Source organism: Paraburkholderia sp. 32 (assembly GCF_050435345.1).
GTDB classification, from domain to species: domain Bacteria; phylum Pseudomonadota; class Gammaproteobacteria; order Burkholderiales; family Burkholderiaceae; genus Paraburkholderia; species Paraburkholderia tuberum.
The window spans coordinates 270019-293585 of sequence record NZ_JBNDKD010000003.1; the positions used below are offsets into that span (position 1 = coordinate 270019).

Below are 23567 nucleotides of genomic sequence, written 5' to 3' on the forward strand. Positions count from 1 at the left end.
CCGCCCACCCAGGGCACCGTTGCAACTGATTCGATCGAGGCGTCCAGGATGGCACGTTCACTGCATGGCATCGCGTTGCGTTATTTCGTCGAAGTCGCGCGCGGCGGCTCGCTGAGCGACGCGTCCGAGCGGCTGCACGTCGCGGTATCGGCGATCAGCCGGCAAATCGTGCGGCTCGAAAGCGAGCTCGGCGTGACGCTGTTCGAGCGGCGTCCGCGCGGCATGACGCTGTCCGAGGCCGGTGAGCGGCTGCTTGCGTACGCGCAACGCAGCCTGCTCGAAGCCGAGCACGTGATGAAAGAGATTAGCGGCCTCGCGAGCTTGCACGGCAGCCGGATCAAGATCGCGACCGCCGAGGGCTTTGCGGTCGACTTCCTGCCCGCCGCGATTGCGGATTTCCACGCCGAGCACCCCGGCATCGATTTCACGCTGACCGTGATGTCGCCGGCCGACGCCACTCGCCACGTGCGCGACGGCGACGTCGATATCGCGCTGTCGTTCAGCCTCGCGCCGGAGAAGGGCGTGAAGGTCGAGCACGCCGAACGCGCGCCGGTGTTCGTGCTGCTGCGCGCCGATCATCCCCTTGCGGCGCGCGCGAAACTGTCGCTCGCCGAGGTGAGTCGCTATCCGCTCGTGTTGTCGGAGACGGGCACCACGATTCGCCAGTTGATCGACATCACGTGCGCGCTCGAAGGCATCCTCCTCGAGCCGGACCTGATCTGCAACAACAGCGGCGCGAGTTATCGCTACGCGCAGCGATCCGGAGCGATCATGTTCACGGGGCTGCTATCGGTGCGCGACCGCTATGCCGACGACGGCTTCGTCGTGATTCCGCTCACCGACCCGCAGATGCGCCAGCGCAGCATCCAGGTGCAGACGATGGCGGGGCGCGAGTTGCCCCCGTCGGTGCGCACGTTTCGCGACCATCTGATCGCGCGGATCGCGGATGCGAAGCCGGCTGGGGCGCAGGCGTCGAAGCTCGCCGGTGGACGCGGTAAACGTACGCCGCGGCGCCCGCGAGCCGATGCATGAAATGCGACACATGCCACCCACTAAGTGGCAAATGTTCTCCCGGAATCCGAATCACGACCTAAACTGTGGTGGACGGCAAGGACGGCCCTGAGAAAACGACCCTGATGGTGCGCGCCACGATCAGGGGAAACGCGGAACAATGACAGTCGAACCGCGGACCTGCCGCCCAGCCCGCGATGCTGCAATGCACACAAGCGGCACTAGATGGACCCAAATAGAAACGCGGCGCGTCGTCCCGATGGCGCGTTGCCCACGACAGAGCGATAGGACCAACACAGCCATGGCGCAACAGAAAACCAATCCAAAACTCGAGCAGGCTCTCACGCGCGGTGATCTCGCGATCCGTCAGGCGAACTCGGCGCGAGCGACCGCCTTGTTGCGTGCGCTTGCCAAGATGATCGTCGATGCGTCGGCGACCATCGGCGTGGAAGCCTTCACGCTGATTCACGACGGCGACAAGATCTACGATCCCGCCGATGGTCTATGGCCACAGGCGCTGCTGATTTCGCTCGACGGTCCGGTCGAGGACGCCGATCCCGACGAATTGCGCACGGTGCGGCTGATCGCGGATGATCCGGTCACCGTGTTCCGGGTGGAATGGCAGCGCGCCGATGGCAAGATCGGGCGTCACGAGGGCGGCCCGTTCGCGACGGTCGCGTTCATCTCCGACGTCGATATTCCGTGGACCGATGACGAGGACTGAGCGCGCACAACGATAGCAAACACGCCGTGCGACGACCGACGCGGCGTCGTCTTGCGCGGGTGCAGGCGCAACGCGCCGCCCGCGCGTTCGGCTTACTTCATCATGCGACGCCGAAACAGGATCGCCGACACGATGAAGCCGCCGACTGCATAAGCGGCCAGCACGCTCACATGGAGCGCCGCGTGCTCCATCGGCCGACCGAGCATCGCCGGGCGCATCAGATCGACCGCATTGGCGAGCGGCAGCGCGACAGTCACCGCTTGCGCGGCGCCGGGCAGTTGCGAGATCGGAAAGAACACGCCGGAGAGCAGCAGCATCGGCGTGAGCACGAGCGTCTGATAGAACATGAAAAAGTCGTATGACGGCGCGAGCGCCGTCACGATCATCGCGAGGCTCGCGAACGCGAGACCGGCCAGCACGATGACCGGCAGCGCGAGCAGCATCGACGGAAAACTCGCATAGCCGAGTGCGCCCGCCACCAGCATGATCGCCACACCCGACAACACCGATTTGCTGGCGGCCCACACCACCTCGCCGAGCACGATATCGCCGAGCGTGAGCGGCGTATGCATGATCGCCTCCCACGTGCGCTGCACGTGCATGCGCGAAAAGCCCGAATACATCGACTCGAAGCTCGCCGACATCATCACGCTCGACGCCACCGTGCCCGCCGCGAGGAACGAGATATACGACACGCCGTCGACGTGCCCGACCATCAGCCCGAGTCCGAGGCCGAGACCGAACAGATAGATCATCGGATCGGCGAAGTTGCCGAACATCGACGCGATCGCGAGCTTTTTCCACACCAGGTAATTGCGGCGCCACACCGCGATCCAGTTCGTGGCATTGGCGGGGAAGGCACCGAACGGTTCTTGCGCCGATGGCGTGCCGTCGTGGGTTTCGTAAGTACGTGCGTCCATCAAGTGTCTCGCTATGGGTTCAGTCCTGCATTTCGCGACCGGTGAGCCGCAGAAACACATCCTCGAGATTCGCCGGCCGATGCAGATAGCGCAAATCGGCGCGCTGCTTGAGGCGCATATGCACGGGCTGCGCGTCGTTCACATAACAGAACAGCGTCTCGCCGCTGATCTCGGTGCGCTCGGCGAGCGGCGCGAGTTCGTCGCGCAACGCAAACGGATCGGGGCCGTAGATCTCGATCACGTCGCAGCCGATTTCGGACTCGATCAACTCGCGCGGCGCGCCTTCGGCGATCTTGCGGCCTTCCTCGATCACGCACAGGCGATGACAGAGCCGTTCGGCTTCTTCCATGAAGTGCGTGGTCAGCAGAATGGTCTTGCCGCGCGCGAGCAGCGAGCGCAGCCGCTCCCAGATCAGATGGCGTGCTTGCGGATCGAGACCGGTGGTCGGCTCGTCCATGATCAGCACGTCGGGATCGTTGATCAGCGCGCGCGCGAGCGTGAGGCGCCGCTTCATGCCGCCCGACAGTTCGCTCACGCGCGCGTCCGCCTTGTTCTCGAGGCGAGCGAATTCGAGCAGACCCGGCACCGCCGCGCGACACTGCGCGGCGCTCATACCGAAGTAGCGACCGAATACGAGCAGATTTTCGCGCACCGTGAAATCGGGATCGAGGTTGTCGAACTGCGGCACCACGCCGACGCGCGAGCGCGCGAGGCGCGCGCGGCCCGGGATCGGCTCGTCGCACAGCCGGATCGCGCCGGCGTCGGGCGCCGCAATGCCGAGCAGCATGCGCAATGTCGTGGTCTTACCGGCGCCGTTGGGGCCGAGCAGCCCGAAGCATTCGCCGGTGTTCACATGAAATGACAATCCGTCGACGACCGTTTTTTCGCCGTAGCTTTTCCTGACCTGATGGAATTCGATGGGGGCGGTGGGCATGGCTCGAGCAAGGCTCCGGAAAAAGACACAACGTACGCGCAAGACACAACATACCTGCGATGCACGCATTGCGCACGCGAAGCCGCTTACTCCAGGTATCGGATCGCTGATGCGAGCGGGTGTCCGGGAACGCGTCATGCGTGGGGTGCGATGCGCTCGTCGGTGTCGATTGGCGCCGCTGATTGGCCGTGGCACGACTGGCACGTCAACCGGTCCGCAGTGTGTCGACGCAGCGTTCGCAAACGAAGTTTTGCATTGCGGCATCCGTGTGCAAACGCTGCGTCGGGTCGCCCAACGCTTGTGCAGACTGGATCGGCATGCACCGAGTATGCACTTAGCGTTTTCCATCCCTTGCAAGCCGAATTGCGGCGCACCATGATTGATTCAGACCGCGCTTTCCGCGCGAATGGAGAAAACAGATGGCGAGCTACCAGAAAATCCTGTTGTGCTACGACGGCTCGCGCGAAGGCCGGAAAGCCCTGCGTTGCGGTGCCGATCTGGCGTTGGAACTGAAGGCGGAAACGCATCTGCTGTCGGTCGTCGACATGCGTTCGAGCATCGCGCAGAGCGCGGGCCTGTTGACGGACGTCGCCTGCAGCAGCTTCGAAAAAACGGCCCGCGAGATTCTGCAGGAGGGCGTGAACTGGCTGACCGAGCGAGGCGTGAGCGCGCAAGGGCATTTCGCATTCGGTCATCCGATCGACGAGATCGCCAATCTTGCCAACGAGTTGCAGGTCGACCTCGTGGTGGTGGGTCATCGCTGCAGGACTGGTTTGTCGCGGTGGTGGATGGGGGCGGGCAACACGCCGCTGCTCGACCGCGTGTCGTGCAGCATTCTGGTGGCGTGCTCGTCCGCGCAGGAGCAGCAGCAGGCGGCTGCGGCGTAATGGGCTAGTGAGGGACGCGAACTCGCGCGCCCCGTCATCTAGCCCAGATGTGAGTAGACCCTGTCGCGTGGCCGGCCCCGATGGCCAGCCACGCATCCCATCCGGCCAGGCTTCAATCTCACTCGTTCAGATTGATCGCCGCGAGTTTCCACGTGACCAGACCTTCGCGACGAAAGATTGCCGAATAATTCGCGTTACCTTCGCCACGCCGGTACGTGATGACAAACTCGTTGAGACTGCGATAGCCGGCCGTGCTTTGACGCCCGGGCGGCGGTGCGCTCGCCTGCGTGGTGGTGTCGCCCGCGGCTGGTGCGGCCGGCGCTTCGCCGCCCGCGGCTGGCGGCGCGGACGGTTGCTCGCCCGGCGTGCCACGCGGCGGCATGCCGTTCAGCAGCGCCGCGACGCCGTCGGGTGTCGCATAGGCATCGACGAGCGGGCCGATCAGCGTCACGCCGATCACCGCGCCGATCGTGGCCATCTTGTTGCCGGCATCCGCCTCGAGCCGGCGTGTCAGCATGGCGCCCACCTGTTGCTTCAAGCTATCGCGTAGCGCGGGAAAGTCCACGTACTGATTGACGGTTTGCACGTCGCGCGCATCGGCGGCGCGTTTGAGATTGTTCACCGCGAGATACGGTGACGCATAAATAAAGCCCAGCGCGGCAATCACGATCACCACGATCAGCGTGATCAGCAGCGGCCGGGTGGCGCTGCCCTGTATGCGTTTCCGAATTGTCATCGAATGGGACTCCACGTCAGTGATGATCTAACGTCGACCACGGCGAGGTCGGAACGATCCCATCCCACGCGAATCTCTGAACATCCGAAGTGCTTGTTGCATGCGTACTCAGGATTCGCTCAGGCTTCGAACACCGCGCCGTGCACGTTGGCTTCGTCGGCTATGCAGCGATCGATCATACGGCATACGGCGTCGACCGTGCCGACCATGATCAGTCGCGACGGTCCATGATAGACCCGCACCGGCGCGCGACGCGCGGGCTCGGCGATGTTCAGCGCCGAATTCAGCGACACGCGCGCGAACGCCGGCAACGACGACGGTAGACCGGAAGCTTCGGCAGCCGCGTCGAACAGCGACGGCGTGCGCGCAGCGGGCGCCTCGATTAGCGCGCAGGGCGTGAGCTTGCGCAGATGGCGCAGACGGCCGAACTGGCGAAAGGGCAACAGGCGGGCAAGGCGTTCCATGAGTCTCTCCAGGCGATTCGGCGTAGATGCGGGCGTAGATGCAGGCGTAAATGCGGCTTGGGTCGGACAAACCGGCGCAAGCGTTCTGGCGACAGCGAAAGATCAGAACTCGCTGGGGCGGATCAGCCCGACCGCGATCCCTTCGAGCGCGAAATCGGCGCTGCCGGTTTCCACGAAGATGTTGTCGTAATCGGGGTTTTCGGCGATCAGTTCGATGCCATTCGGCCGGCGCTTCAGACGCTTGACCGTCACGTCGTCGCCAAGCCGCGCAATGATGATCTGGCCGTCCTTCGCTTCGGTGCGCTTTTGCACCGCGAGCAGGTCGCCGTCGAGAATGCCCGCGTCGCGCATCGACAGGCCGCGCACCTTCAGCAGGTAGTCGGGCTTGCTCGAGAACAGCGCCGGGTCACACGCGTAGTGCTGCGAGATATGTTCCTGCGCGAGGATCGGGCTACCCGCCGCGACCCGGCCGATCAACGGCAACGACAACTGCATCAGGCCCGCATGCGGCAGGGTGAACTGATACGGCGCGTCCTCCTGCCCGGACAGCAGACGGATGCCGCGCGACGCGCCGGCCGCGAGTTCGATCACGCCCTTGCGCGCCAGCGCGCGCAGATGCTCTTCCGCGGAATTGGCCGAGCTGAACCCGAGTTCGGCGGCAATTTCCGCGCGAGTGGGCGGAAAGCCGGTGCGTTCGATCGCGCGGCGGATCAGATCGAAAACCTGCTGCTGTCGTGCGGTGAGTTTTGTCATGGCCACTGTATGTATGAACAGGTGACTGTATTTTTATACAGTATTCGGCGCATTTCAAGCTTTACTTTAAGTTCGGCGCAAGAGTCGCGCTGGGGCGTCGTTTGTCGGCGACATGGCGGCGTTGTCGGCGTCCCAACCGCCGGCGCATCTGTCGTTACCACTTTTAAGCATTAAAAAATGAAGAAACATTATTTTTAATCATGAAAGCGCTTCGATAGACTGGCCTCCGGTTGGCGCTCATGTGCACGTGACCGCGACGCAGAACAACACCAGACGCTCATCAGCGGACATCACGCGGAGAAAAATTGAAATGAACCATCGGCATATGGGGCTTGCGGCTCGAACCAGAAAATTGATCGCGGCGCTCGCCGTGGGCGCGGCGGGTGCGTTCGGCATGTTGGGCGCAAGCGGCGTCGCGCACGCCGACACCACGCTGTTGAACGTGTCCTACGATCCGACGCGCGAGCTGTATCAGGACATCAATCAGGTATTCGGCAAGGAATGGAAGGCCAGGACCGGCGAAGCCGTCACCTTCAGGCAGTCGCACGGCGGCTCGGGCGCGCAGGCTCGCTCGGTGCTCGACGGACTGCAGGCCGACGTCGTGACGCTTGCGCTCGCCTATGACATCGACGCGCTCGCGAACAAGGGGCTCGTCGACAGGAACTGGCAAAAGCGTCTGCCGGACAACGCATCGCCGTACACGTCGACGATCGTGTTTCTGGTGCGCAAGGGCAACCCGAAGCACATCAAGGATTGGGACGATCTGGTGAAACCGGGCGTGTCGATCGTGACGCCGAATCCGAAGACCTCGGGCGGCGCGCGCTGGAACTACCTGGCCGCGTGGGCGTACGCCGAGCATCAACCGGGCGGCAACGACCAGAAGGCCAGGGAGTTCGTCGGCAAGCTGTACAGGAACGCTGGCGTGCTCGATTCGGGCGCGCGCGGCGCGACCACGAGCTTCGTGCAGCGCGGTATCGGCGACGTGCTGATCGCGTGGGAAAACGAGGCGTTCCTGTCGCTGAAGGAGTTTGGTCCGGACAGGTTCGAGATCGTGGTGCCGTCGGTGAGCATTCTGGCCGAGCCGCCGGTCGCGGTGGTCGACAAGGTCGTCGACAAACACGGCACGCGCAAGCTGGCCGAAGCGTATCTGAACTTCCTGTATAGCGAGCAAGGTCAGGAGATCGCCGCGCGCAATTTCTATCGTCCGCGTTCCAGCAAGGTGCCCGCCGATCTGACCGCGAAGTTTCCGAAGCTGAAGCTCTACACGATCGACGATTCGTTCGGCGGTTGGACCAACGCGCAGAAGACCCATTTCGCGGACGGCGGCGTGTTCGATTCAATTTATCAGCCGCAGTAAGAACCACCGCCCGAATCACAGCCAGGGAAAAAGGGCGCGCCCAATGGGCGCGCTTTCGGCTAACCGGGGTCCGGTGGCCAGCGGTGCGGCAGTACCGCAGTACGGCAGCACGGCAAAACGAACAACCGCGCGAGCATCAACCATGAACGAGTATCCAGCATGACCACGTTGACCTTCCGCAAGCCGAGCGCATTGCCCGGTTTTGGCCTGACACTCGGCATCACGGTGGCTTATCTGAGCCTCGTGGTGCTGATTCCATTGGCGGCGACCTTTCTGAAAACCGCGACGCTCGACTGGGATCAGTTCGTGCGCGCGGTCACGTCGCCGCGTGTGCTCGCGTCGTATCGGCTGACGTTTTTCTCGGCGCTAGGCGGCGCGCTGATCAACGCGGTGTTCGGCTTTCTCGTCGCGTGGGTGCTGGTGCGCTACACGTTTCCGTTCAAGCGTATCGTCGATGCGGTCGTCGATCTGCCATTCGCGTTGCCCACCTCGGTGGCGGGCATTTCGCTCGCGGCCGTGTATGCGGGCAACGGCTGGATCGGCCAGTTCCTCGCGCCGCTCGGCATCAAGATCGCGTTCACGCCGGCGGGCGTGCTGGTCGCGCTGACGTTCATCGGCCTGCCGTTCGTCGTGCGCACCGTGCAACCGGTGCTCGAGGAGTTCGAGCGCGAGCAGGAGGAGGCGGCCGCGTGTCTCGGCGCGTCGCGCTGGCTCACGTTTCGCCGCGTCGTGCTGCCGGCCGTGTTGCCGGCACTGCTGACCGGCTTCGCGCTCGCCTTTGCGCGCGCGCTCGGCGAATACGGCTCGGTAATCTTCATCGCCGGCAATGTGCCGATGAAGTCGGAGATCACGTCGCTCCTGATCATCACGAAGCTCGAGCAATACGACTATGCGGGCGCGACGGCGCTCGCGGTCGTGATGCTGGTCGTGTCGTTCCTGATGCTGCTGTCGATCAACACGCTGCAGTGGTATCTGCAGCGGCGCACGAGCCGCGGCAAGACGGGATCGGCGCCAGTGGCCACGAGCGTCGCCGCTATCGGTGGGGGTGTGCAATGAGCCGCGTTCCGACCCACCCGGCGAGCGTGGCGCGTCGCCCCGATCCGGTCAGCGAGCCGGCGGTCGTGCGCTGGCTGCTGATCGGCCTCGCGCTGCTGTTTCTCGCGCTGTTTCTGGTCGTGCCGCTCGCCGCGGTGTTCTACCAGGCGCTGAACAAGGGGCTGCGTTTTTACTTCGAAGCGCTCGCCGATCCGGATGCGCTGTCGGCGATCAAACTGACGCTGCTCACCGCGGCGATCGCGGTGCCGCTGAACCTCGTGTTCGGCCTCGCGGCGTCGTGGTGTATCGCGAAGTTCGAATTCCGTGGCAAGGCGCTGCTGACCACGTTGATCGATCTGCCGTTTTCGGTGTCGCCGGTGATCTCCGGTCTGATCTACGTGCTGATGTTCGGCGCGCAGGGCTGGTTCGGCCCGTGGCTCGAAGATCACAACGTGCAGATCATCTTCGCGGTGCCGGGCATCGTGCTCGCGACGATCTTCGTCACGTTCCCGTTCGTCGCGCGCGAGCTGATTCCGCTGATGCAGGCGCAGGGCAACGACGAGGAAGAAGCCGCGCACGTGCTCGGCGCATCGGGCTGGCAGACGTTCCGTCGCGTCACGCTGCCGAACGTCAAGTGGGGTCTGCTGTACGGCGTGATTCTGTGCAATGCGCGCGCAATGGGCGAGTTCGGCGCGGTGTCGGTCGTGTCGGGCCATATTCGCGGGCAGACCGACACGATGCCGCTGCACGTCGAAATCCTCTACAACGAGTACAACTTCTCGGCCGCGTTCGCCGTGGCCTCGCTGCTCGCGCTGCTGGCGCTGGTTACGCTGGGGCTCAAGCTGCTGGCCGGGCGTCATATGTCGGCGGAACTGTCGGCGGCGCGCGAAGTGCCTGCGTATGCGGGGCACGTGTCGCCGTCCGGCGCTTCGCAGGCCAATAGCGCGCAGTCCGCTTCGCATTCGTTTTTCGTCAACGCCACGCCTGCGTCGCAGCGACATCCGCTCAAGCAAGGAGAGCTGTAAATGGGTATCACCGTTCGTAACCTGCAAAAGCGCTTCGGCGATTTCGTCGCGCTCGACAACGTGTCGCTCGACTTTCCGCCGGGCGAACTCGTCGCGCTGCTCGGGCCGTCGGGTTGCGGCAAGACGACGTTGCTGCGTGTGATCGCCGGCCTCGAATACGCGGACGGCGGCCGGGTCGAGCTGCAAGGCCAGGATGTCGCGGCGGTCGGCGCGCGTGAGCGCGAGGTGGGTTTCGTGTTCCAGCACTACGCGCTGTTCCGGCATATGACGGTGTTCGAAAACGTCGCGTTCGGGCTGCGCGTGAAGCCGCGCAAGGAACGTCCGTCCGAGAAGGTGATTCGTGAGAAGGTGCATGAGTTGCTGAAGCTCGTGCAGCTCGACTGGCTCGCGCAGCGCTATCCGTCGGAGCTGTCCGGCGGCCAGCGCCAGCGCATCGCGCTCGCACGTGCGTTGGCCGTGGAGCCGAAGGTGCTGTTGCTCGACGAGCCGTTCGGCGCGCTCGACGCGAAGGTGCGCAAGGAACTGCGCAGCTGGTTGCGTCGCCTGCACGACGATCTGCATATTTCGACGATCTTCGTCACGCACGATCAGGAAGAAGCGCTCGAAGTGGCGGACCGCATCGTCGTGCTCAATCGCGGGCATGTCGAGCAGGTCGGCAGCCCACAGGAGGTGTACGACCATCCGCAGACGCCGTTCGTCTACGAGTTTCTCGGCGCGGCGAACCGTCTGCACGGCAGCGTCGATGCGCAAGGCTTCGTCGTCGATGGCGCGGCGCTGCCGGTCGCTATCGCGGCGGGTTTTAGGGGCCCGGCGTTCGCCTATGTGCGGCCGCACGATCTGCAGTTGTATCCGCAGGCGGCGGGGCATCGCGAGGGCATTGTCGTCGACGTGCGGCGCGTGGTGACGCTCGGCGGTTCGGTGCGCGTCGAGCTCGCCGGTCGCGAGGGCAATCTGCTCGAAGCCGAACTCGATCGCGAAACGTGGCGTGATCTGCAACTCGCGGTCGGCGACGGCGTGACCGCGGTGCCGCGCGCGCTGCGGGTGTTTCCGGCGCAGTGAGATGGCGGCGCCGCTGTGCGGCGCTGTGGACAGGAGAGAACGTATCAGCCGTACCGCGTGGATCGCCTGGCATGTGCGGCTCCAATAACTCAACTCTGGCGGAACCGGAGACACAACGATGAATTTCCAGCAATTGCGCTTCGTGCGCGAAGCCGTGCGGCAGAACATGAACCTGACCGAAGCGGCGAACGTGCTCTACACGTCGCAGTCGGGCGTATCGAAGCAGATCAAGGATCTCGAGGACGAACTCGGGGTCGACATCTTCATCCGCCGCGGCAAGCGTCTGACCGGGCTCACCGAACCGGGCAAGGCCGTGCATCAGTTGATCGAGCGGATGCTGCTCGATGCGGAGAATCTGCGCCGCGTCGCGCGTCAGTACGCGGATCAGGACAGCGGCCACCTCGTCGTCGCGACCACCCACACGCAGGCACGCTACGCATTGCCGAAAGTGATTCGGCAGTTCACGTCGGTGTTCCCGAAAGTGCATCTGGCGCTGCGCCAGGGCAGCCCGCAGCAGATCGCGCAGATGATCATCAACGGCGAGGCGGATATCGGCATCTCGACCGAGGCGCTCGACCGTTTTCCCGACATCGTCACGTTCCCGTGCTATTCGTGGCATCACGTCGTGGTGGTGCCGAAGGATCATCCGCTCGTCGGCCGTGCGAATCTGACGCTCGACGAGATCGCCGAATTTCCGATCGTCACCTACGACCAGGACTTCACCGGCCGCTCGCATATCGATCAGGCGTTCGCGAAAGTGGGTGCGTTGCCCGACGTCGTGCTGACCGCGATCGACGCCGACGTGATCAAGACCTACGTCGAACTCGGCATGGGCATCGGCGTGGTCGCGGCAATGGCCTACGACCCGAAGCGCGACAGCGAACTCGTCGCGCTCGACACGCAGCATCTGTTCGAGGCGAGCACGACGCGTGTCGGCCTGCGCAAGGGGGCGTTCCTGCGCGCGTACGCCTATCGGTTGATCGAGATGTTCGCGCCGCAGTTGAGCGAGGCAGACATCGCGGCGCAGTTGCGCGAGGCGGCTTAGGGCTGCGAGCAGCTTAGGGTGGGACTTGCACCCGTCGTCAATACTTGTGGTGATGAGTGCAGTTGGGCACCGCATGAGATTTAAGCCCGCTCGCGCGTTGCGCACGCTCGCGCAAGCCGAACCCGCGTCCGGTCTTCCACGCATGGCGACGCGAAGCGCATCGCTTACAATCGCCGCCATGAATACCTCGACTTCTCCCTCTCTCCCGATTCCCCCCGGCCATAGCACCGCGTCGACGCTGCCGCGCATCGCGGTGCTCGCGACCGGCGGCACGATTGCCGGCGCGGCCCCGGATGCGGCCAATACGTCGGGCTATCAGGCGGGCGTCGTCGGCGTCGATCAACTGCTCGCGGCGGTGCCGGCGTTGTCTACGGTCGCGCGAATCGCGCCCGAGCAGATCGCCAGCGTCGACAGCAAGGACATGTCGCTGCCGCTGTGGACCACGCTCGCGCAACGCATCAACACGGTGCTCGCGACGGACGACGTAGACGGCGTGGTGGTCACGCACGGCACCGATACACTCGAGGAAACCGCCTATCTGCTGCATCTGACCGTCAAGTCGGACAAGCCGGTCGTGCTGACCGCGGCGATGCGCCCAGCGTCGGCGCTCTCCGCCGACGGTCCGCTGAACCTGCTAAATGCGGTGACGGTCGCCGCGCACGCGGCGGCACGCGGGCAGGGCGTGCTGGTCGCGTTCAACAACCGGATTCATAGCGCGCGCGACGTCGTGAAAACGAGCACCTATGCGGTCGATGCGTTCCAGTCGCCCGAAATCGGCGCGCTCGGCTGGGTGCAGGATGGCCGCGTCGAGTTCCAGCGCGGCGTGGTGCGCGCGCATACGGTCGCGAGCGAATTCGCAATCGATGCGGCGTGGCCGCAGGTGGAGATCGTCACGAGCTATGCGGGCGTGTCGCGGATCGCCATCGATGCGCTGGTCGCCGCGGATGTGCGCGGCATCGTCGTGGCGGGTACGGGCAATGGCTCGATCCACCAGTCGTTGCAGCAGGCACTGGCGGATGCCGCGTTGCGCGGCGTGGCGGTGGTGCGCTCGTCGCGCGTGGGTTCGGGGCATGTGATGCGCAACGGCGCGGCGGCCGACGATGCGCTCGGTTTCGTCAGCGCCGGTTCGCTGAATCCGTACAAGGCGAGGGTGCTGCTGATGCTGGCGCTGGCCGCGGGCCACACTGCGCCGGCGGCGTTGCAGAAGGTGTTCGATACGTATTGATTGGCGAATCCGACAGCCGGACACCCGACGACGACGTCTGACCGACCAAGGCTTCCCCGTCACCGACGGGTGCCGCTGCGGACCCCACTTGCCGCTCTCAGCCCAGAGCGGCGCGATTTGCCCGTTGCGCCGCGCCGGCAACCCAAGCTGCCGTGCAACGAACGGGCGCCCCACCTGTGTTCACCGTGAGCTCGCCGATGCCGAAGCGGCAACCGGCGGAATCAACGGCGAGCTGAACTGAAGAGGAAGCACGAAGACCTCAAGCCGCCTTCGCTTCTTCACTGTCCGGCGCCTGCGCGACCTCATGATTCGCCATGATTTCGAGCGCGCGCACCATCGCCGAGTGATCCCACGCCTTGCCGCCGTTCGCGGCGCAGACGCTGAACAGCTGCTGCGCGCTCGCGGTATGCGGCAGCGCGATGCCGAGCTTACGCGCGCCATCGAGCGCGAGATTCAAGTCCTTCTGATGCAGCTCGATGCGAAAGCCCGGATTGAACCTGCGCTTCGTCATGCGCTCGCCATGCACTTCGAGAATCCGCGACGACGCGAAGCCGCCCATCAGCGCGCGCCGCACGCGCTCTGGGTCGGCGCCCGAGCGCGACGCGAACAGCAGCGCTTCCGCGACCGCTTCGATGTTCAGCGCGACGATGATCTGGTTCGCGACCTTGCAGGTCTGACCCGCGCCGTTGTCGCCGATCAGCGAGATGTTCTTGCCCATCAGCTCGAACAACGGCTTGGCCAGCGCAAAGGCTTTCTCGGGGCCGCCGACCATGATCGTCAGCGACGCATCCCGCGCGCCGATTTCGCCGCCCGATACCGGCGCATCGAGATAGTCGACGCCGAGCGCGTTGATCTTTTTCGCGAACGCCTGGGTGTCGAGCGGCGAGATCGAGCTCATGTCGATGACGAGCTTGCCTTTGGTGAGGCCGGCGGCGACGCCGTCGTCGGCGAACAGCACGTTGGCGACGTCCGGCGTGTCCGGCACCATGATGATGACGATGTCGGCGGCCTGCGCGACCGCGGTCGAACTGGCGACCACGCTCGTGCTCTTCGCGATGTCGTCCGGGACCGGATACGCGCCGTTCACGAACAGCGAATGACCGCCCTTGATGAGGTTGCGCGCCATGTGCGCGCCCATGATGCCGAGTCCGATGAAGCCGATCTTTGCCATGTGTGTGAATCTCCAGGGTTATAGGGGGCGTGCGTTGAGGCTTCAGGGTTCCATCAGGAACCCCAAGGCGCCTCAAGCCGCCTCAAGCCGCCTCAAGCCGCCTCAAGCCGCCTCAAGCCGCCGCATGCGCCGCGCCACGCACCTGACCTGCCACGCTTTGCACCCAGCCGAGGCCGGCATCGGTCGTCGCGCGCGGCTTGTATTCGCAACCGACGTAGCCGTCGTAGCCGAGCGAGTCGAGCAGCGCGAACAGATACGGATAGTTGATCTCGCCGGTGCCCGGTTCGTGCCGCCCGGGGTTGTCCGCGAGCTGGATATGCGCGATCTGCGCGAGGTTCTTTTCGATCGTCGCCGCGAGTTCGCCTTCCATCCGCTGCATGTGATAGATGTCGTATTGCAGGAACAGATTGTCCGAGCCGACCTCGCGAATCACGTCGAGTCCATCGCGCGAACGGTTCAGCGCGAAGCCCGGAATGTCGTACGAGTTGCATGGCTCGACGAGCAGCCGGATGCCGGCCTTCTTGAGCTCGCGCGCGGCAAAGCGCAGGTTGTCGACGATCGTTGCGCGGGCGGTGTCGGCGTCGACGTTCGCGCCCGGAATGCCGACGAGGCAGTTCAGTTGCGGCACCTTCAACGCGCTTGCGTATTCGATCGCGCGGCCCACGCCTTCCTGAAACTCGGCGACCCGATCGGGCAGGCACGCGATGCCGCGTTCGCCGGCTTCCCAGTTGCCGGCCGGCAGGTTGTGCAGCACCAGCTTGAGGCGGTTCTGTTGCAGACGTGCGCTCAATTCGGCGATCGAATACGGATAGGGAAACAGGAATTCGACGGCATGAAAGCCGGCGTTGGCCGCTGCCGCGAAACGGTCGAGGAACGGCACTTCGTTGAACAGCATCGTCAGGTTCGCTGCGAATTTAGGCATGGTGCTTTTGTCTCTCAGGTCGGTCAGGGAGTGGCGCGCTGGTCGTGATGAGGCGAGGGCGCGGAGCATGAACTCAGCCCTCGCGCATCGAGCGCGCTGAATGCTGCGAATACCGCGAAGACGCAACGCTCAATCGAGCAGGCTGATCGCCGTCGGCGCGTCCTCGCGCTTTTCCGCGAGTTCCTCGAACTCGTTGATCGCGTCGATCTCGGTGCCCATCGAGATGTTGGTCACGCGTTCGAGAATCACTTCGACGATCACCGGCACGTTGAACTCGGCCAGCATCGACTGCGCTTTTTGCAGCGCTGGCTTCAGCTCTTCCGGCTTGAACACGCGAATCGCCTTGCAGCCGAGACCAACGGCCACCGCGACGTGATCGACGCCATAGCCGTTCATCTCCGGCGAGTTGATGTTCTCGAAGCCGAGCTGCACGCAGTAGTCCATTTCGAACGCGCGCTGCGCCTGGCGAATCAGCCCGAGGTACGAGTTGTTCACGACGACATGCACGTACGGCAGCTTGAATTGCGCGCCGGCCGCGAGCTCCTCGATCATGAACTGGAAGTCGTAGTCGCCTGAGAGCGCCACGATCGGCCGTTGCGGGTCGGCTGCGCGCACACCGAGCGCGGCCGGAATCGTCCAGCCGAGCGGGCCGGCCTGGCCGCAGTTGATCCAGTTGCGCGCCTTGTACACGTGCAGGAATTGCGCGGCGGCGATCTGCGACAGGCCGATCGTGCTCACGTAGCACGTGTCGCGGCCGAACACCTGGTTCATCTCTTCGTAGACGCGCTGCGGCTTCATCGGCACGTTGTCGAAGTGCGTCTTGCGCAGCATCGTGCGCTTGCGTTGCTGGCAATCGGCAACCCACGCGCTGCGATCCTTCAGCTTGCCCGCGGCCTTCCATTCGCTGGCGACTTCGACGAACAGTTCGAGCGCGGCCTTCGCGTCCGACACGATGCCGAGATCCGGGCCGAACACGCGGCCGATCTGCGTCGGTTCGATATCGACGTGCACGAACTTGCGCCCCTTCGTATAGACATCGACGCTGCCGGTGTGACGGTTGGCCCAGCGGTTGCCGATGCCGAGCACGAAGTCGGACGCGAGCATCGTCGCGTTGCCGTAGCGATGCGAGGTCTGCAGACCGACCATGCCGGCCATCAGCGGATGGTCGTCGGGAATCGCGCCCCACGACATCAGCGTCGGGATCACCGGCACGCCGAGCGTTTCGGCGAACTTCACGAGCAGGTCTTCGGCTACGGCGTTCAGCACGCCGCCGCCCGACACGATCAACGGCTTGTCGGCATCGTTGAGCAGCGTGAGCGCTGCCTCGATCTGCTTGCGGGTCGCCTTCGGCTTGTAGACCGTCAGCGGTTCGTACGTGTCGATGTCGAATTCGATTTCGGCGAGCTGCACGTCGATCGGCAGATCGACCAGCACCGGGCCCGGGCGGCCCGAGCGCATCAGATGGAACGCCTGCTGGAACACACGCGGCACCAGCGCCGGCTCGCGCACGGTCACGGCCCACTTGGTGACGGGCTTGGCGATCGATTCGATATCGACGGCCTGGAAGTCTTCCTTGTACAGACGCGCGCGCGGCGCCTGGCCTGTGATAGCCAGAATAGGAATCGAGTCGGCCTGCGCGGAGTACAAACCGGTGATCATGTCGGTGCCGGCGGGGCCCGAGGTGCCGATGCACACGCCGATGTTGCCCGGCTGCGCGCGGGTGTAGCCCTCGGCCATGTGCGATGCGCCCTCCACATGGCGCGCGAGCACGTGGCTGATGCCGCCGGCTTTGCGCATCGCCGAGTAGAACGGGTTGATCGCGGCGCCCGGCACGCCGAACGCGGTATCGATGCCTTCTTTTTCGAGCACCAGAACGGCGGCGTCGACGGCTCTCATTTTGGCCATGAATGTCTCCTCAAGGTCGGGAATTACGTCGGTTGAGGGACACTGTAGGCCTGCGCCAAAGGTTTGATAAGATCAGTCCGGGTCGCTTATTCCGAAACAAAAAGTATGGAATGACGTGAAGCCCGGCGCACGGCCGGCATCAGCCCGGCAAGAGACAGGTGGGAGACGAACATGGACCGCTTCAAACAGATCGAAACCTTCGTGCGGGTCGCCGATGCGGGCAGTCTCGCGGCGGCGGCGCTGGAGGAAGGGGTGTCGCCGGTGATTCTCGGGCGGCGCATCGATGCGCTCGAGAAGCGCCTCGGCGTGAAGCTGATGTATCGCACGACACGGCGGCTCGTCGTCAGCGAGGACGGCGCCGCGTTTCTCGAACGCTGCCGCGGGCTTCTCAGCGAATGGGATCAGGCGGAAAACGAACTGAGTGCGGGGCGCCGCGCGGTGAACGGCCATCTGATCGTATCGGCGCCCGCCGCGTTCGGGCGTAAGCACGTCGCGCCGCTCGCGCCTGCATTTCTGCACGACAAACCCGAGTTGCAGATGTCGTTCAATCTGACCGACCGGGTCGTCGATCTGGTGCGCGAGGGCTACGATCTGTCGATCCGCATCGGCGGCGCGGTCGATCCGAACTTCGTCGCGGTGAAGCTCGCGTCGAACCGGCGCGTGGTGTGCGGTACGCCCGACTATTTTCGCCGTCACGGCAAGCCGAAGACGCTCGAGGATCTGCCGGCCCACAACTGTCTCGCGTTCAATCTGCAAGGCGGGCAGAACCGCGGCTGGTATTTCCGCCGCAACGGCAAGCTCGCGACGGTGCGGGTGGGCGGCTCGCTCGACTGCAACGATGGCGAACTGCTGCATCGCTGGGTTTCGGAGGGGCTCGGACTCGGCTGGCGTTCGACGTGGGAAATCCAGCGGCAGCTCGCGCGCGGCGAGCTCGAAACCGTGCTCGACGATTATGCGCTGCCCGATTACGACATTCTTGCGGTCTATCCGCAGCAGCGCTTCGTGCCGGCGCGCGTGCGCTATTTCATCGACTATCTGAAAGACGTGTACGCGAGCGACGACTACTGGAACCGGCCATCGTACTAGCTGGCGAGCGGGGCGCGCAGGCGATCGCGGTCTTTCTTGCGAATGCTCGCCTGAGTCGGGAATAAACTCGGGCTATGGCCAGTTCTGCTGTGAAAGACACGTCAGGAACGACACCACGCGGGACGCGCGACAGCGACCCGCAGGACGCAGCCGCCATGCCCTTGGAGGGGCCCACGTGGTCCAGACCGATTCAGACGCCGATGCCGATGCAGCGAAAAGCCGCCGCTTCCAGCAGCTGGCGTTGCCGCATCTCGACGCCGCGTACAACCTCGCGCGCTGGCTGTGCGGCAATCCGAACGATGCCGAGGACGTCGTGCAGGAAGCGTTCATGCGCGCGTTCCGCTTCTTCGAGACGTTTCGCGGCGACTCTGCGCGGCCGTGGCTGCTCGCGATCGTGCGCCGCACCTGGTACACGGAATGGCGCCGTCGCGCGCCGTCGCACGACATGCTCGAATTCGACGAAACGATGGACGACGCGACCCTCGACGGCTGGAGCGCGGGCGGCGACGATCCGCAGACGCTGCTGATCCGCGACGAGGATGCACGCCAGGTACACGACGCGTTGGCGCGTTTGCCGGTCGAGTATCGCGAGGTGCTGATCTTGCGCGAGCTCGAGGAGATGGCATATCGGGACATCGCGGTGGTGGCCGATGTGCCGATCGGTACGGTGATGTCGCGGCTCGCGCGTGGGCGGCGCAAGCTGGCGGAGGTGTTGATGGCGCAGCAGCGAGGCGGGGGGGAGTCGGTTGGCGGGGGGCGCAAAGGCGGGCAGGGTGACCGGCGCGGGTCGACGCAAGCGCCGCTGGAGCAGGGGGCGCAGTCCGGGCGAGTCGTGCAGTCGGCGGCAGTCGCGCCCTCGGGGTCGTCCACGCCCTGCGCGCCGTCCGACCGGCCACCGCGAAGTTCCGGCGACGGCCGCGCGGCATCATCGGCGGTCGTGCCCGCCACCGCAACAGTGACGCAACTCCGGGCGTTTGCCGACGGCCGGCCCCTCAACATTCCCGGCGCTGCCGCCGACCCCGCTCAGGAGACGCCGGATGGACTGTAACGAAGCTCGGCCGCTCCTCGAGGCGAATGCCGATCACGAACTGCCGGCACCCGATGCGCGCCGGGTCCAGCAGCATATCGAGAGCTGCGACGACTGCCGGCGCGCGAGCGACAACCTGCGCGCGCTGAGCGGCGCGCTGCGCGCGGCGCCGTATCATCGGGCGCCGCAGTCGTTGCGGGCGCGGATCGTGGCGGGCTTGCCCGGCGCGGTCGAGGGAGGAACTGCGGGGTTGGCCACGACGGCGGCGCCTGAAGATGCGGAGGAGGAGTCTACCGGCAGCGCTAGCGCCGGGATGACCGACATGGCGACGTACGAACCTCAGCGTCAGCGTCGTTGGGCGCGGCGGCCCGCGTGGCTCGACCGGTGGCTCAGTGGCTTCAGCGGTCCGGGTCGCTCGGGCGATTCACGCGGCCGGCTAATCGGCGTCAACGGACCGCATGCCGCCGGCGGCGCCAACCGCGTGGTCGCGCGCGGCGGTCTCGCGGTGCTCGTGATCGCGCTGTGTGTGGCCACCGCTGTCCTGACGCTGACGCTGCGCCGTCCCGCCGAATTCACGCCATTCACCGACGAACTCATCGAAAGCCATGTGCGCGCGCAGGTTTCCGGCCGCGACATCGACGTAATTTCGACCGACCGTCACACGGTCAAGCCATGGTTCAACGGTCGGCTCGACTATTCGCCGCCGGTCGAGGACCTCGCGGCGGCCGGCTTCGCGCTGGAGGGGGGCCGGCTCGACTACCTCGCGCACCAGCGGGTCGCGGTGCTCGTGTACCGCTACGGCAAGCACGTGATCGACGTGTATGTGTTTCCGCAGTCCACGATGCGTGGCATTGACGGCGCGGCGCCGGCATCGCTCGCCCACGACGGCTATTCGATCGCGCACTGGGACGCGGCGGGCATGACCTGGTGGGCGATCTCGGACGCCGCACCCGATGCGCTCAAGGGACTCGAAGCGGCGCTCAGAGCGCGTTTGCAGAGCGGCAGCCAGCGCACGGAAGCGGGTTGAGGGGCAAGGACGGCCCGACTTCCGCGACCCCCCACCCTAAGCTCTTGAAAACACATCCGATTCCGCCGCCGAATCGGCGGAATTCCTTGCAACCCGTCCCCATTCGGGTTAGACTCTTGGGCTTCTCACTTGCCGCACCGGTTCCGACGCCCGGGCGGCTTCTATCCAAAAGTCAGCACAAGGAGTGTGTAATGCGTCATTACGAAATCGTCTTTATCGTGCATCCCGATCAAAGCGAGCAGGTGCCCGCCATGATCGAGCGTTACAAGGGCACGATCACGTCGCACGGTGGTCAGATCCACCGCGTCGAAGACTGGGGCCGTCGCCAACTGGCCTACATGATCGAGAAACTCGCGAAGGCTCACTACGTCTGCATGAACATCGAGTGCGACCAGACCACGCTCGACGAGCTGGAACACGCATTCAAGTTCAACGACGCCGTTCTGCGTCACCTCATCGTCAAGATGAAGAAGGCCGAAACCGGCCCGTCGCCGATGATGAAGGAAGTGCAGCGCGAAGAAGCCAAGAAGTCGGCAGCAGCTCAGCCGACCGAAGCGCAGGCTTAAGACTCGTTATTAAGCTGCCAGACACGCAGCGTCGCTCCGCTCACGTACACGAAGACATAAACAGGTACATGAACCGGCTGCAACTTACGGCGAGCGTCGTCGAACGCGAACCGGTGCGGTACACCCCCGCCGGCGTTCCGATTGCAAGCTGCACGTTGCACCACCGCACGGAAGTCGTCGAGGCGGGCATTGCCCGTCAGGTCGAACTGACCATGCAGGCGGTCGCCGCGGGCGAAGCGAGCGGTAAACTCGAAAACTGTCAGATGGGCGTCGAAACGCTCTTCACAGGTTTTCTGGCTAAAAAGCACCGTAACGCGCGAACTCTGGTATTTCACATCACAGCATTGCAGGACATTGGAAAGGACTAATCATGCCCCGCCCGACTGGTAAGAAATTCGACAAGCGTCGTCAGCAACAGAACCCGCTCTTCAAGCGCAAGAAGTTCTGCCGTTTCACGGCTGCTGGCGTCGAGTACATCGACTACAAAGACATCGAAACGCTGAAGGACTTCATCGGCGAGAACGGCAAGATCACGCCGGCACGTCTCACGGGTACCAAGGCGCATTATCAACGCCAGCTGGACACGGCTATCAAGCGCGCACGTTTCCTCGCGCTGGTGCCGTACACCGACCAGCACAAGGCCTAACCCGACGACGCGATAAGGAGCATCCGAATGCAAATCATTCTTCTGGAAAAAGTCGTCAATCTGGGTAACCTCGGCGACATCGTGAAGGTCAAGGACGGTTACGCACGTAACTTCCTGATCCCGAACAAGAAAGCTCGCCGTGCAACGAAGGAAGCCCTCGCTGAATTCGAAGTGCGCCGCGCAGAACTCGAAAAGCACGCCGCTGAAAAGCTGGCAGCCGCTCAGGCTCAAGGCGAAAAGCTGGCAGGCCAGACCGTTCAGATCAAACAGAAGGCTGGCGTCGACGGCCGTCTGTTCGGCTCGGTGACGAACGCTGACATCGCCGAAGCGCTCGGCAAGCAAGGCTTCGCAGTGGAAAAGGCGCAAGTGCGTCTGCCGGAAGGCCCGCTGAAGATGGTTGGCGAGCACCCGGTTCAGGTTTCGCTGCACACCGACGTTCTCGTCGATGTGACGGTGGCCGTGATCGGCGAGCACGTCTAAGCCGACCGCATCAAGCATCAGGCAGGATCAGCCAGCGTATTGCTGGTGAAGAGCAGGGGCCGGGAAACCGGCCCCTGCTTTTTTTGTGCCCGACTATCTCTCGTATATCACCGTATTTGCGTTTTTTCCGCTCGCAGCCGTCGCCGGATTGCCCGATAATTCCTCCCCATGAACGCACCGTCCAAAGATCCCCAACTCGAGTCGCTGAAAGTCCCGCCGCATTCGATCGAAGCCGAGCAATCGGTGCTGGGCGGCCTGCTGCTCGATAACGCGGCCTGGGACCGCATCGCCGACTTCCTCGCGAAAAGCGACTTCTACCGCTACGACCACCGCATCATCTTCGAGCACATCGGCAAGCTGATTGCGGCCACGCGGCCGGCCGACGTGGTCACCGTCTACGAAGCGCTCGGCACCTCGGGCAAGGCGGAAGAGGTCGGCGGCCTCGCTTACCTGAACGCGCTCGCGCAGAACACGCCGAGCGCGGCCAACATCCGCCGCTATGCGGAAATCGTGCGCGACCGCGCGGTGCTGCGCCGGCTCGTGTCGGTCGCCGATGAAATCTCCGCCGATGCGTTCAACCCGCAAGGCAAGGAAGTCCGGCAATTGCTGGACGAAGCGGAATCGAAGGTGTTCTCGATCGCCGAAGACGGCGCGCGCGGCACCCAGGGCTTTCTCGAGATCGGGCCGCTGCTGACCCAGGTGGTCGAGCGGATCGACACGCTCTATCACACCGCCAATCCGAGCGACGTGACCGGCACGCCGACCGGCTTCGTCGATCTGGATCGTATGACCTCGGGCATGCACGGAGGCGAGCTGATCATCGTCGCGGGCCGTCCGTCGATGGGTAAGACGGCGTTTTCGATGAACGTCGGCGAATACGTCGCGGTCGAGTACGGACTACCCGTCGCGGTGTTCTCGATGGAAATGCCGGGCACGCAGCTCACGATGCGTATGCTGGGCTCGGTCGGCCGGCTCGACCAGCATCGCATGCGAACCGGGCGCCTGACCGACGAGGATTGGCCGAAGCTCACGCATGCGGTGCAGAAAATGAGCGAGGCACAGATCTTCATCGACGAAACCGGCGGTCTGAACCCGATGGAACTGCGCTCGCGCGCGCGCCGGCTATCGCGCCAGTGCGGCAAGCTCGGACTGATCATCATCGACTATCTGCAGCTGATGAGCGGCTCGTCGTCGGGCGAAAACCGCGCGACCGAAATCTCGGAAATCTCGCGTTCGCTGAAGAGCCTCGCGAAGGAGCTCGACGTGCCGGTGATCGCGTTGTCGCAGCTGAACCGCGGTCTCGAGCAGCGGCCCAACAAGCGGCCAATCATGTCGGACCTGCGCGAATCGGGCGCTATCGAACAGGACGCCGACGTGATCCTGTTCATCTACCGCGACGAAGTGTACAACCCGGACAGCCCCGACAAGGGCACCGCGGAGATCATCATTGGCAAGCAGCGGAACGGTCCGATCGGTCCCGTTCGGCTCACGTTCCACGGCCAATACACGAAGTTCGATAACTTTGCGGGCGCGCAGAACTTCTACGGCGGCGAGTGACGCAA

General features: G+C 64.5%; 25 protein-coding genes. 17 read left to right on the forward strand and 8 right to left on the reverse strand.

Going from position 1 to position 23567, the window contains the following annotated elements:
• Positions 1–48 precede the first annotated feature (48 nt).
• Together OKW26_RS23985 and OKW26_RS23990 are read left to right on the forward strand one after the other, a co-directional pair.
• A complete protein-coding gene (locus OKW26_RS23985) occupies positions 49–1032 on the forward strand; it encodes a LysR family transcriptional regulator (RefSeq protein ID WP_429355444.1) in 984 nt (327 codons plus the stop codon).
• A 280-nt stretch (positions 1033–1312) separates the two neighbouring features.
• Entirely contained in the window at positions 1313–1735 is a 423-nt protein-coding gene (locus OKW26_RS23990) for a hypothetical protein (protein ID WP_090804526.1), read from the forward strand.
• Positions 1736–1827: 92 nt separating this feature from the next.
• Here the strand turns inward: OKW26_RS23990 and OKW26_RS23995 are convergent, their stop codons facing one another.
• Positions 1828–2655: an ABC transporter permease gene (locus OKW26_RS23995; RefSeq protein WP_429355445.1), complete on the reverse strand. Its 828-nt coding sequence runs from the start codon at positions 2653–2655 to the stop codon at positions 1828–1830.
• 19 nt (positions 2656–2674) lie between these two features.
• Positions 2675–3589, reverse strand: coding sequence for a nodulation factor ABC transporter ATP-binding protein NodI (gene nodI, locus OKW26_RS24000; RefSeq protein WP_187613683.1), 915 nt, complete (start codon positions 3587–3589; stop codon positions 2675–2677).
• A 419-nt stretch (positions 3590–4008) separates the two neighbouring features.
• Between nodI and OKW26_RS24005 the strand changes: the two genes are divergently transcribed.
• On the forward strand, positions 4009–4476 hold the full coding sequence (locus tag OKW26_RS24005; RefSeq protein WP_090804531.1) for a universal stress protein: 468 nt from the start codon (positions 4009–4011) through the stop codon (positions 4474–4476).
• Positions 4477–4594: 118 nt separating this feature from the next.
• Here the strand turns inward: OKW26_RS24005 and OKW26_RS24010 are convergent, their stop codons facing one another.
• The 3 genes from OKW26_RS24010 to lexA all read right to left on the reverse strand — a co-directional run bounded on the left by OKW26_RS24010 (position 4595) and on the right by lexA (position 6429).
• Positions 4595–5212: a DUF2939 domain-containing protein gene (locus tag OKW26_RS24010; RefSeq protein ID WP_184043954.1), complete on the reverse strand. Its 618-nt coding sequence runs from the start codon at positions 5210–5212 to the stop codon at positions 4595–4597.
• A 119-nt stretch (positions 5213–5331) separates the two neighbouring features.
• Positions 5332–5676 carry a hypothetical protein gene (locus OKW26_RS24015; RefSeq protein ID WP_184043952.1) on the reverse strand — a complete coding sequence of 115 codons (345 nt, stop codon included), beginning with the start codon at positions 5674–5676 and terminating at the stop codon, positions 5332–5334.
• A 102-nt stretch (positions 5677–5778) separates the two neighbouring features.
• Positions 5779–6429 carry a transcriptional repressor LexA gene (gene lexA, locus OKW26_RS24020; protein ID WP_026225415.1) on the reverse strand — a complete coding sequence of 217 codons (651 nt, stop codon included), beginning with the start codon at positions 6427–6429 and terminating at the stop codon, positions 5779–5781.
• Between the two features lie 310 nt (positions 6430–6739).
• Here lexA and OKW26_RS24025 point away from each other — a divergent pair, with 310 nt between their 5' ends.
• From OKW26_RS24025 to OKW26_RS24050, 6 genes are all read left to right on the forward strand, one after another.
• Positions 6740–7786, forward strand: a complete 1047-nt coding sequence (locus OKW26_RS24025; protein ID WP_429355446.1) for a sulfate ABC transporter substrate-binding protein — start codon at positions 6740–6742, stop codon at positions 7784–7786.
• A gap of 159 nt (positions 7787–7945) precedes the next feature.
• On the forward strand, positions 7946–8842 hold the full coding sequence (gene cysT / locus OKW26_RS24030; protein ID WP_184029216.1) for a sulfate ABC transporter permease subunit CysT: 897 nt from the start codon (positions 7946–7948) through the stop codon (positions 8840–8842).
• Complete coding sequence (gene cysW / locus OKW26_RS24035; RefSeq protein ID WP_429355447.1) at positions 8839–9846, forward strand: sulfate ABC transporter permease subunit CysW; 1008 nt, start codon at positions 8839–8841, stop codon at positions 9844–9846. Before cysT ends, cysW begins: the two co-directional genes overlap by 4 nt.
• Positions 9847–10905 (forward strand): sulfate/molybdate ABC transporter ATP-binding protein, encoded by a 1059-nt coding sequence (locus OKW26_RS24040; protein ID WP_184064820.1) that lies wholly within the window; start codon positions 9847–9849, stop codon positions 10903–10905.
• A 118-nt stretch (positions 10906–11023) separates the two neighbouring features.
• Positions 11024–11950, forward strand: coding sequence for a CysB family HTH-type transcriptional regulator (locus OKW26_RS24045; protein ID WP_429355448.1), 927 nt, complete (start codon positions 11024–11026; stop codon positions 11948–11950).
• A 178-nt stretch (positions 11951–12128) separates the two neighbouring features.
• Entirely contained in the window at positions 12129–13175 is a 1047-nt protein-coding gene (locus OKW26_RS24050) for an asparaginase (RefSeq protein WP_429355449.1), read from the forward strand.
• Positions 13176–13434: 259 nt separating this feature from the next.
• Here the strand turns inward: OKW26_RS24050 and OKW26_RS24055 are convergent, their stop codons facing one another.
• From OKW26_RS24055 to gcl, 3 genes are all read right to left on the reverse strand, one after another.
• Positions 13435–14346 carry a 2-hydroxy-3-oxopropionate reductase gene (locus OKW26_RS24055; protein WP_184064829.1) on the reverse strand — a complete coding sequence of 304 codons (912 nt, stop codon included), beginning with the start codon at positions 14344–14346 and terminating at the stop codon, positions 13435–13437.
• Between the two features lie 112 nt (positions 14347–14458).
• A complete protein-coding gene (gene otnI, locus OKW26_RS24060; RefSeq protein WP_429355450.1) occupies positions 14459–15268 on the reverse strand; it encodes a 2-oxo-tetronate isomerase in 810 nt (269 codons plus the stop codon).
• Between the two features lie 129 nt (positions 15269–15397).
• On the reverse strand, positions 15398–17173 hold the full coding sequence (gcl, locus tag OKW26_RS24065) for a glyoxylate carboligase (RefSeq protein ID WP_429355451.1): 1776 nt from the start codon (positions 17171–17173) through the stop codon (positions 15398–15400).
• A 171-nt stretch (positions 17174–17344) separates the two neighbouring features.
• On the opposite strand from gcl, the gene OKW26_RS24070 reads away from it, so the two are divergent.
• The 8 genes from OKW26_RS24070 (at position 17345) to OKW26_RS24105 (ending at position 23562) form a co-directional block, all read left to right on the forward strand.
• Positions 17345–18259: a LysR family transcriptional regulator gene (locus OKW26_RS24070; RefSeq protein ID WP_429355452.1), complete on the forward strand. Its 915-nt coding sequence runs from the start codon at positions 17345–17347 to the stop codon at positions 18257–18259.
• A 175-nt stretch (positions 18260–18434) separates the two neighbouring features.
• Complete coding sequence (locus OKW26_RS24075; protein WP_429355453.1) at positions 18435–19307, forward strand: RNA polymerase sigma factor; 873 nt, start codon at positions 18435–18437, stop codon at positions 19305–19307.
• Positions 19297–20313 carry an anti-sigma factor family protein gene (locus OKW26_RS24080; RefSeq protein WP_429355454.1) on the forward strand — a complete coding sequence of 339 codons (1017 nt, stop codon included), beginning with the start codon at positions 19297–19299 and terminating at the stop codon, positions 20311–20313. Before OKW26_RS24075 ends, OKW26_RS24080 begins: the two co-directional genes overlap by 11 nt.
• A gap of 191 nt (positions 20314–20504) precedes the next feature.
• Entirely contained in the window at positions 20505–20879 is a 375-nt protein-coding gene (gene rpsF, locus OKW26_RS24085) for a 30S ribosomal protein S6 (protein WP_090804556.1), read from the forward strand.
• 68 nt (positions 20880–20947) lie between these two features.
• On the forward strand, positions 20948–21247 hold the full coding sequence (priB, locus tag OKW26_RS24090; RefSeq protein ID WP_008922420.1) for a primosomal replication protein N: 300 nt from the start codon (positions 20948–20950) through the stop codon (positions 21245–21247).
• Positions 21248–21249: 2 nt separating this feature from the next.
• On the forward strand, positions 21250–21525 hold the full coding sequence (gene rpsR, locus OKW26_RS24095; RefSeq protein WP_013588504.1) for a 30S ribosomal protein S18: 276 nt from the start codon (positions 21250–21252) through the stop codon (positions 21523–21525).
• A 27-nt stretch (positions 21526–21552) separates the two neighbouring features.
• Positions 21553–22005, forward strand: a complete 453-nt coding sequence (rplI, locus tag OKW26_RS24100; protein WP_090804561.1) for a 50S ribosomal protein L9 — start codon at positions 21553–21555, stop codon at positions 22003–22005.
• Positions 22006–22173: 168 nt separating this feature from the next.
• Complete coding sequence (locus OKW26_RS24105) at positions 22174–23562, forward strand: replicative DNA helicase (protein WP_184064847.1); 1389 nt, start codon at positions 22174–22176, stop codon at positions 23560–23562.
• The last annotated feature ends 5 nt before the right edge of the window (positions 23563–23567 follow it).

Excerpts from the sequence above, each read along its gene's own strand:
- OKW26_RS24025 (WP_429355446.1), top strand. The coding sequence starts at position 6,740 with ATGAACCATCGGCATATGGGGCTTGCGGCTCGAACCAGAAAATTGATC.
- cysT (WP_184029216.1), top strand. The coding sequence starts at position 7,946 with ATGACCACGTTGACCTTCCGCAAGCCGAGCGCATTGCCCGGTTTTGGC.
- lexA (WP_026225415.1), bottom strand. The coding sequence starts at position 6,429 with ATGACAAAACTCACCGCACGACAGCAGCAGGTTTTCGATCTGATCCGC.
- OKW26_RS23985 (WP_429355444.1), top strand. The coding sequence starts at position 49 with ATGGCACGTTCACTGCATGGCATCGCGTTGCGTTATTTCGTCGAAGTC.
- otnI (WP_429355450.1), bottom strand. The coding sequence starts at position 15,268 with ATGCCTAAATTCGCAGCGAACCTGACGATGCTGTTCAACGAAGTGCCG.
- OKW26_RS24040 (WP_184064820.1), top strand. The coding sequence starts at position 9,847 with ATGGGTATCACCGTTCGTAACCTGCAAAAGCGCTTCGGCGATTTCGTC.
- rpsR (WP_013588504.1), top strand. The coding sequence starts at position 21,250 with ATGCCCCGCCCGACTGGTAAGAAATTCGACAAGCGTCGTCAGCAACAG.
- gcl (WP_429355451.1), bottom strand. The coding sequence starts at position 17,173 with ATGGCCAAAATGAGAGCCGTCGACGCCGCCGTTCTGGTGCTCGAAAAA.
- OKW26_RS24045 (WP_429355448.1), top strand. The coding sequence starts at position 11,024 with ATGAATTTCCAGCAATTGCGCTTCGTGCGCGAAGCCGTGCGGCAGAAC.
- OKW26_RS23995 (WP_429355445.1), bottom strand. The coding sequence starts at position 2,655 with ATGGACGCACGTACTTACGAAACCCACGACGGCACGCCATCGGCGCAA.
- OKW26_RS24015 (WP_184043952.1), bottom strand. The coding sequence starts at position 5,676 with ATGGAACGCCTTGCCCGCCTGTTGCCCTTTCGCCAGTTCGGCCGTCTG.
- OKW26_RS24010 (WP_184043954.1), bottom strand. The coding sequence starts at position 5,212 with ATGACAATTCGGAAACGCATACAGGGCAGCGCCACCCGGCCGCTGCTG.
- OKW26_RS24105 (WP_184064847.1), top strand. The coding sequence starts at position 22,174 with ATGAACGCACCGTCCAAAGATCCCCAACTCGAGTCGCTGAAAGTCCCG.
- rplI (WP_090804561.1), top strand. The coding sequence starts at position 21,553 with ATGCAAATCATTCTTCTGGAAAAAGTCGTCAATCTGGGTAACCTCGGC.
- OKW26_RS23990 (WP_090804526.1), top strand. The coding sequence starts at position 1,313 with ATGGCGCAACAGAAAACCAATCCAAAACTCGAGCAGGCTCTCACGCGC.
- rpsF (WP_090804556.1), top strand. The coding sequence starts at position 20,505 with ATGCGTCATTACGAAATCGTCTTTATCGTGCATCCCGATCAAAGCGAG.
- OKW26_RS24070 (WP_429355452.1), top strand. The coding sequence starts at position 17,345 with ATGGACCGCTTCAAACAGATCGAAACCTTCGTGCGGGTCGCCGATGCG.
- OKW26_RS24080 (WP_429355454.1), top strand. The coding sequence starts at position 19,297 with ATGGACTGTAACGAAGCTCGGCCGCTCCTCGAGGCGAATGCCGATCAC.
- OKW26_RS24055 (WP_184064829.1), bottom strand. The coding sequence starts at position 14,346 with ATGGCAAAGATCGGCTTCATCGGACTCGGCATCATGGGCGCGCACATG.
- OKW26_RS24050 (WP_429355449.1), top strand. The coding sequence starts at position 12,129 with ATGAATACCTCGACTTCTCCCTCTCTCCCGATTCCCCCCGGCCATAGC.
- cysW (WP_429355447.1), top strand. The coding sequence starts at position 8,839 with ATGAGCCGCGTTCCGACCCACCCGGCGAGCGTGGCGCGTCGCCCCGAT.
- priB (WP_008922420.1), top strand. The coding sequence starts at position 20,948 with ATGAACCGGCTGCAACTTACGGCGAGCGTCGTCGAACGCGAACCGGTG.
- OKW26_RS24005 (WP_090804531.1), top strand. The coding sequence starts at position 4,009 with ATGGCGAGCTACCAGAAAATCCTGTTGTGCTACGACGGCTCGCGCGAA.
- nodI (WP_187613683.1), bottom strand. The coding sequence starts at position 3,589 with ATGCCCACCGCCCCCATCGAATTCCATCAGGTCAGGAAAAGCTACGGC.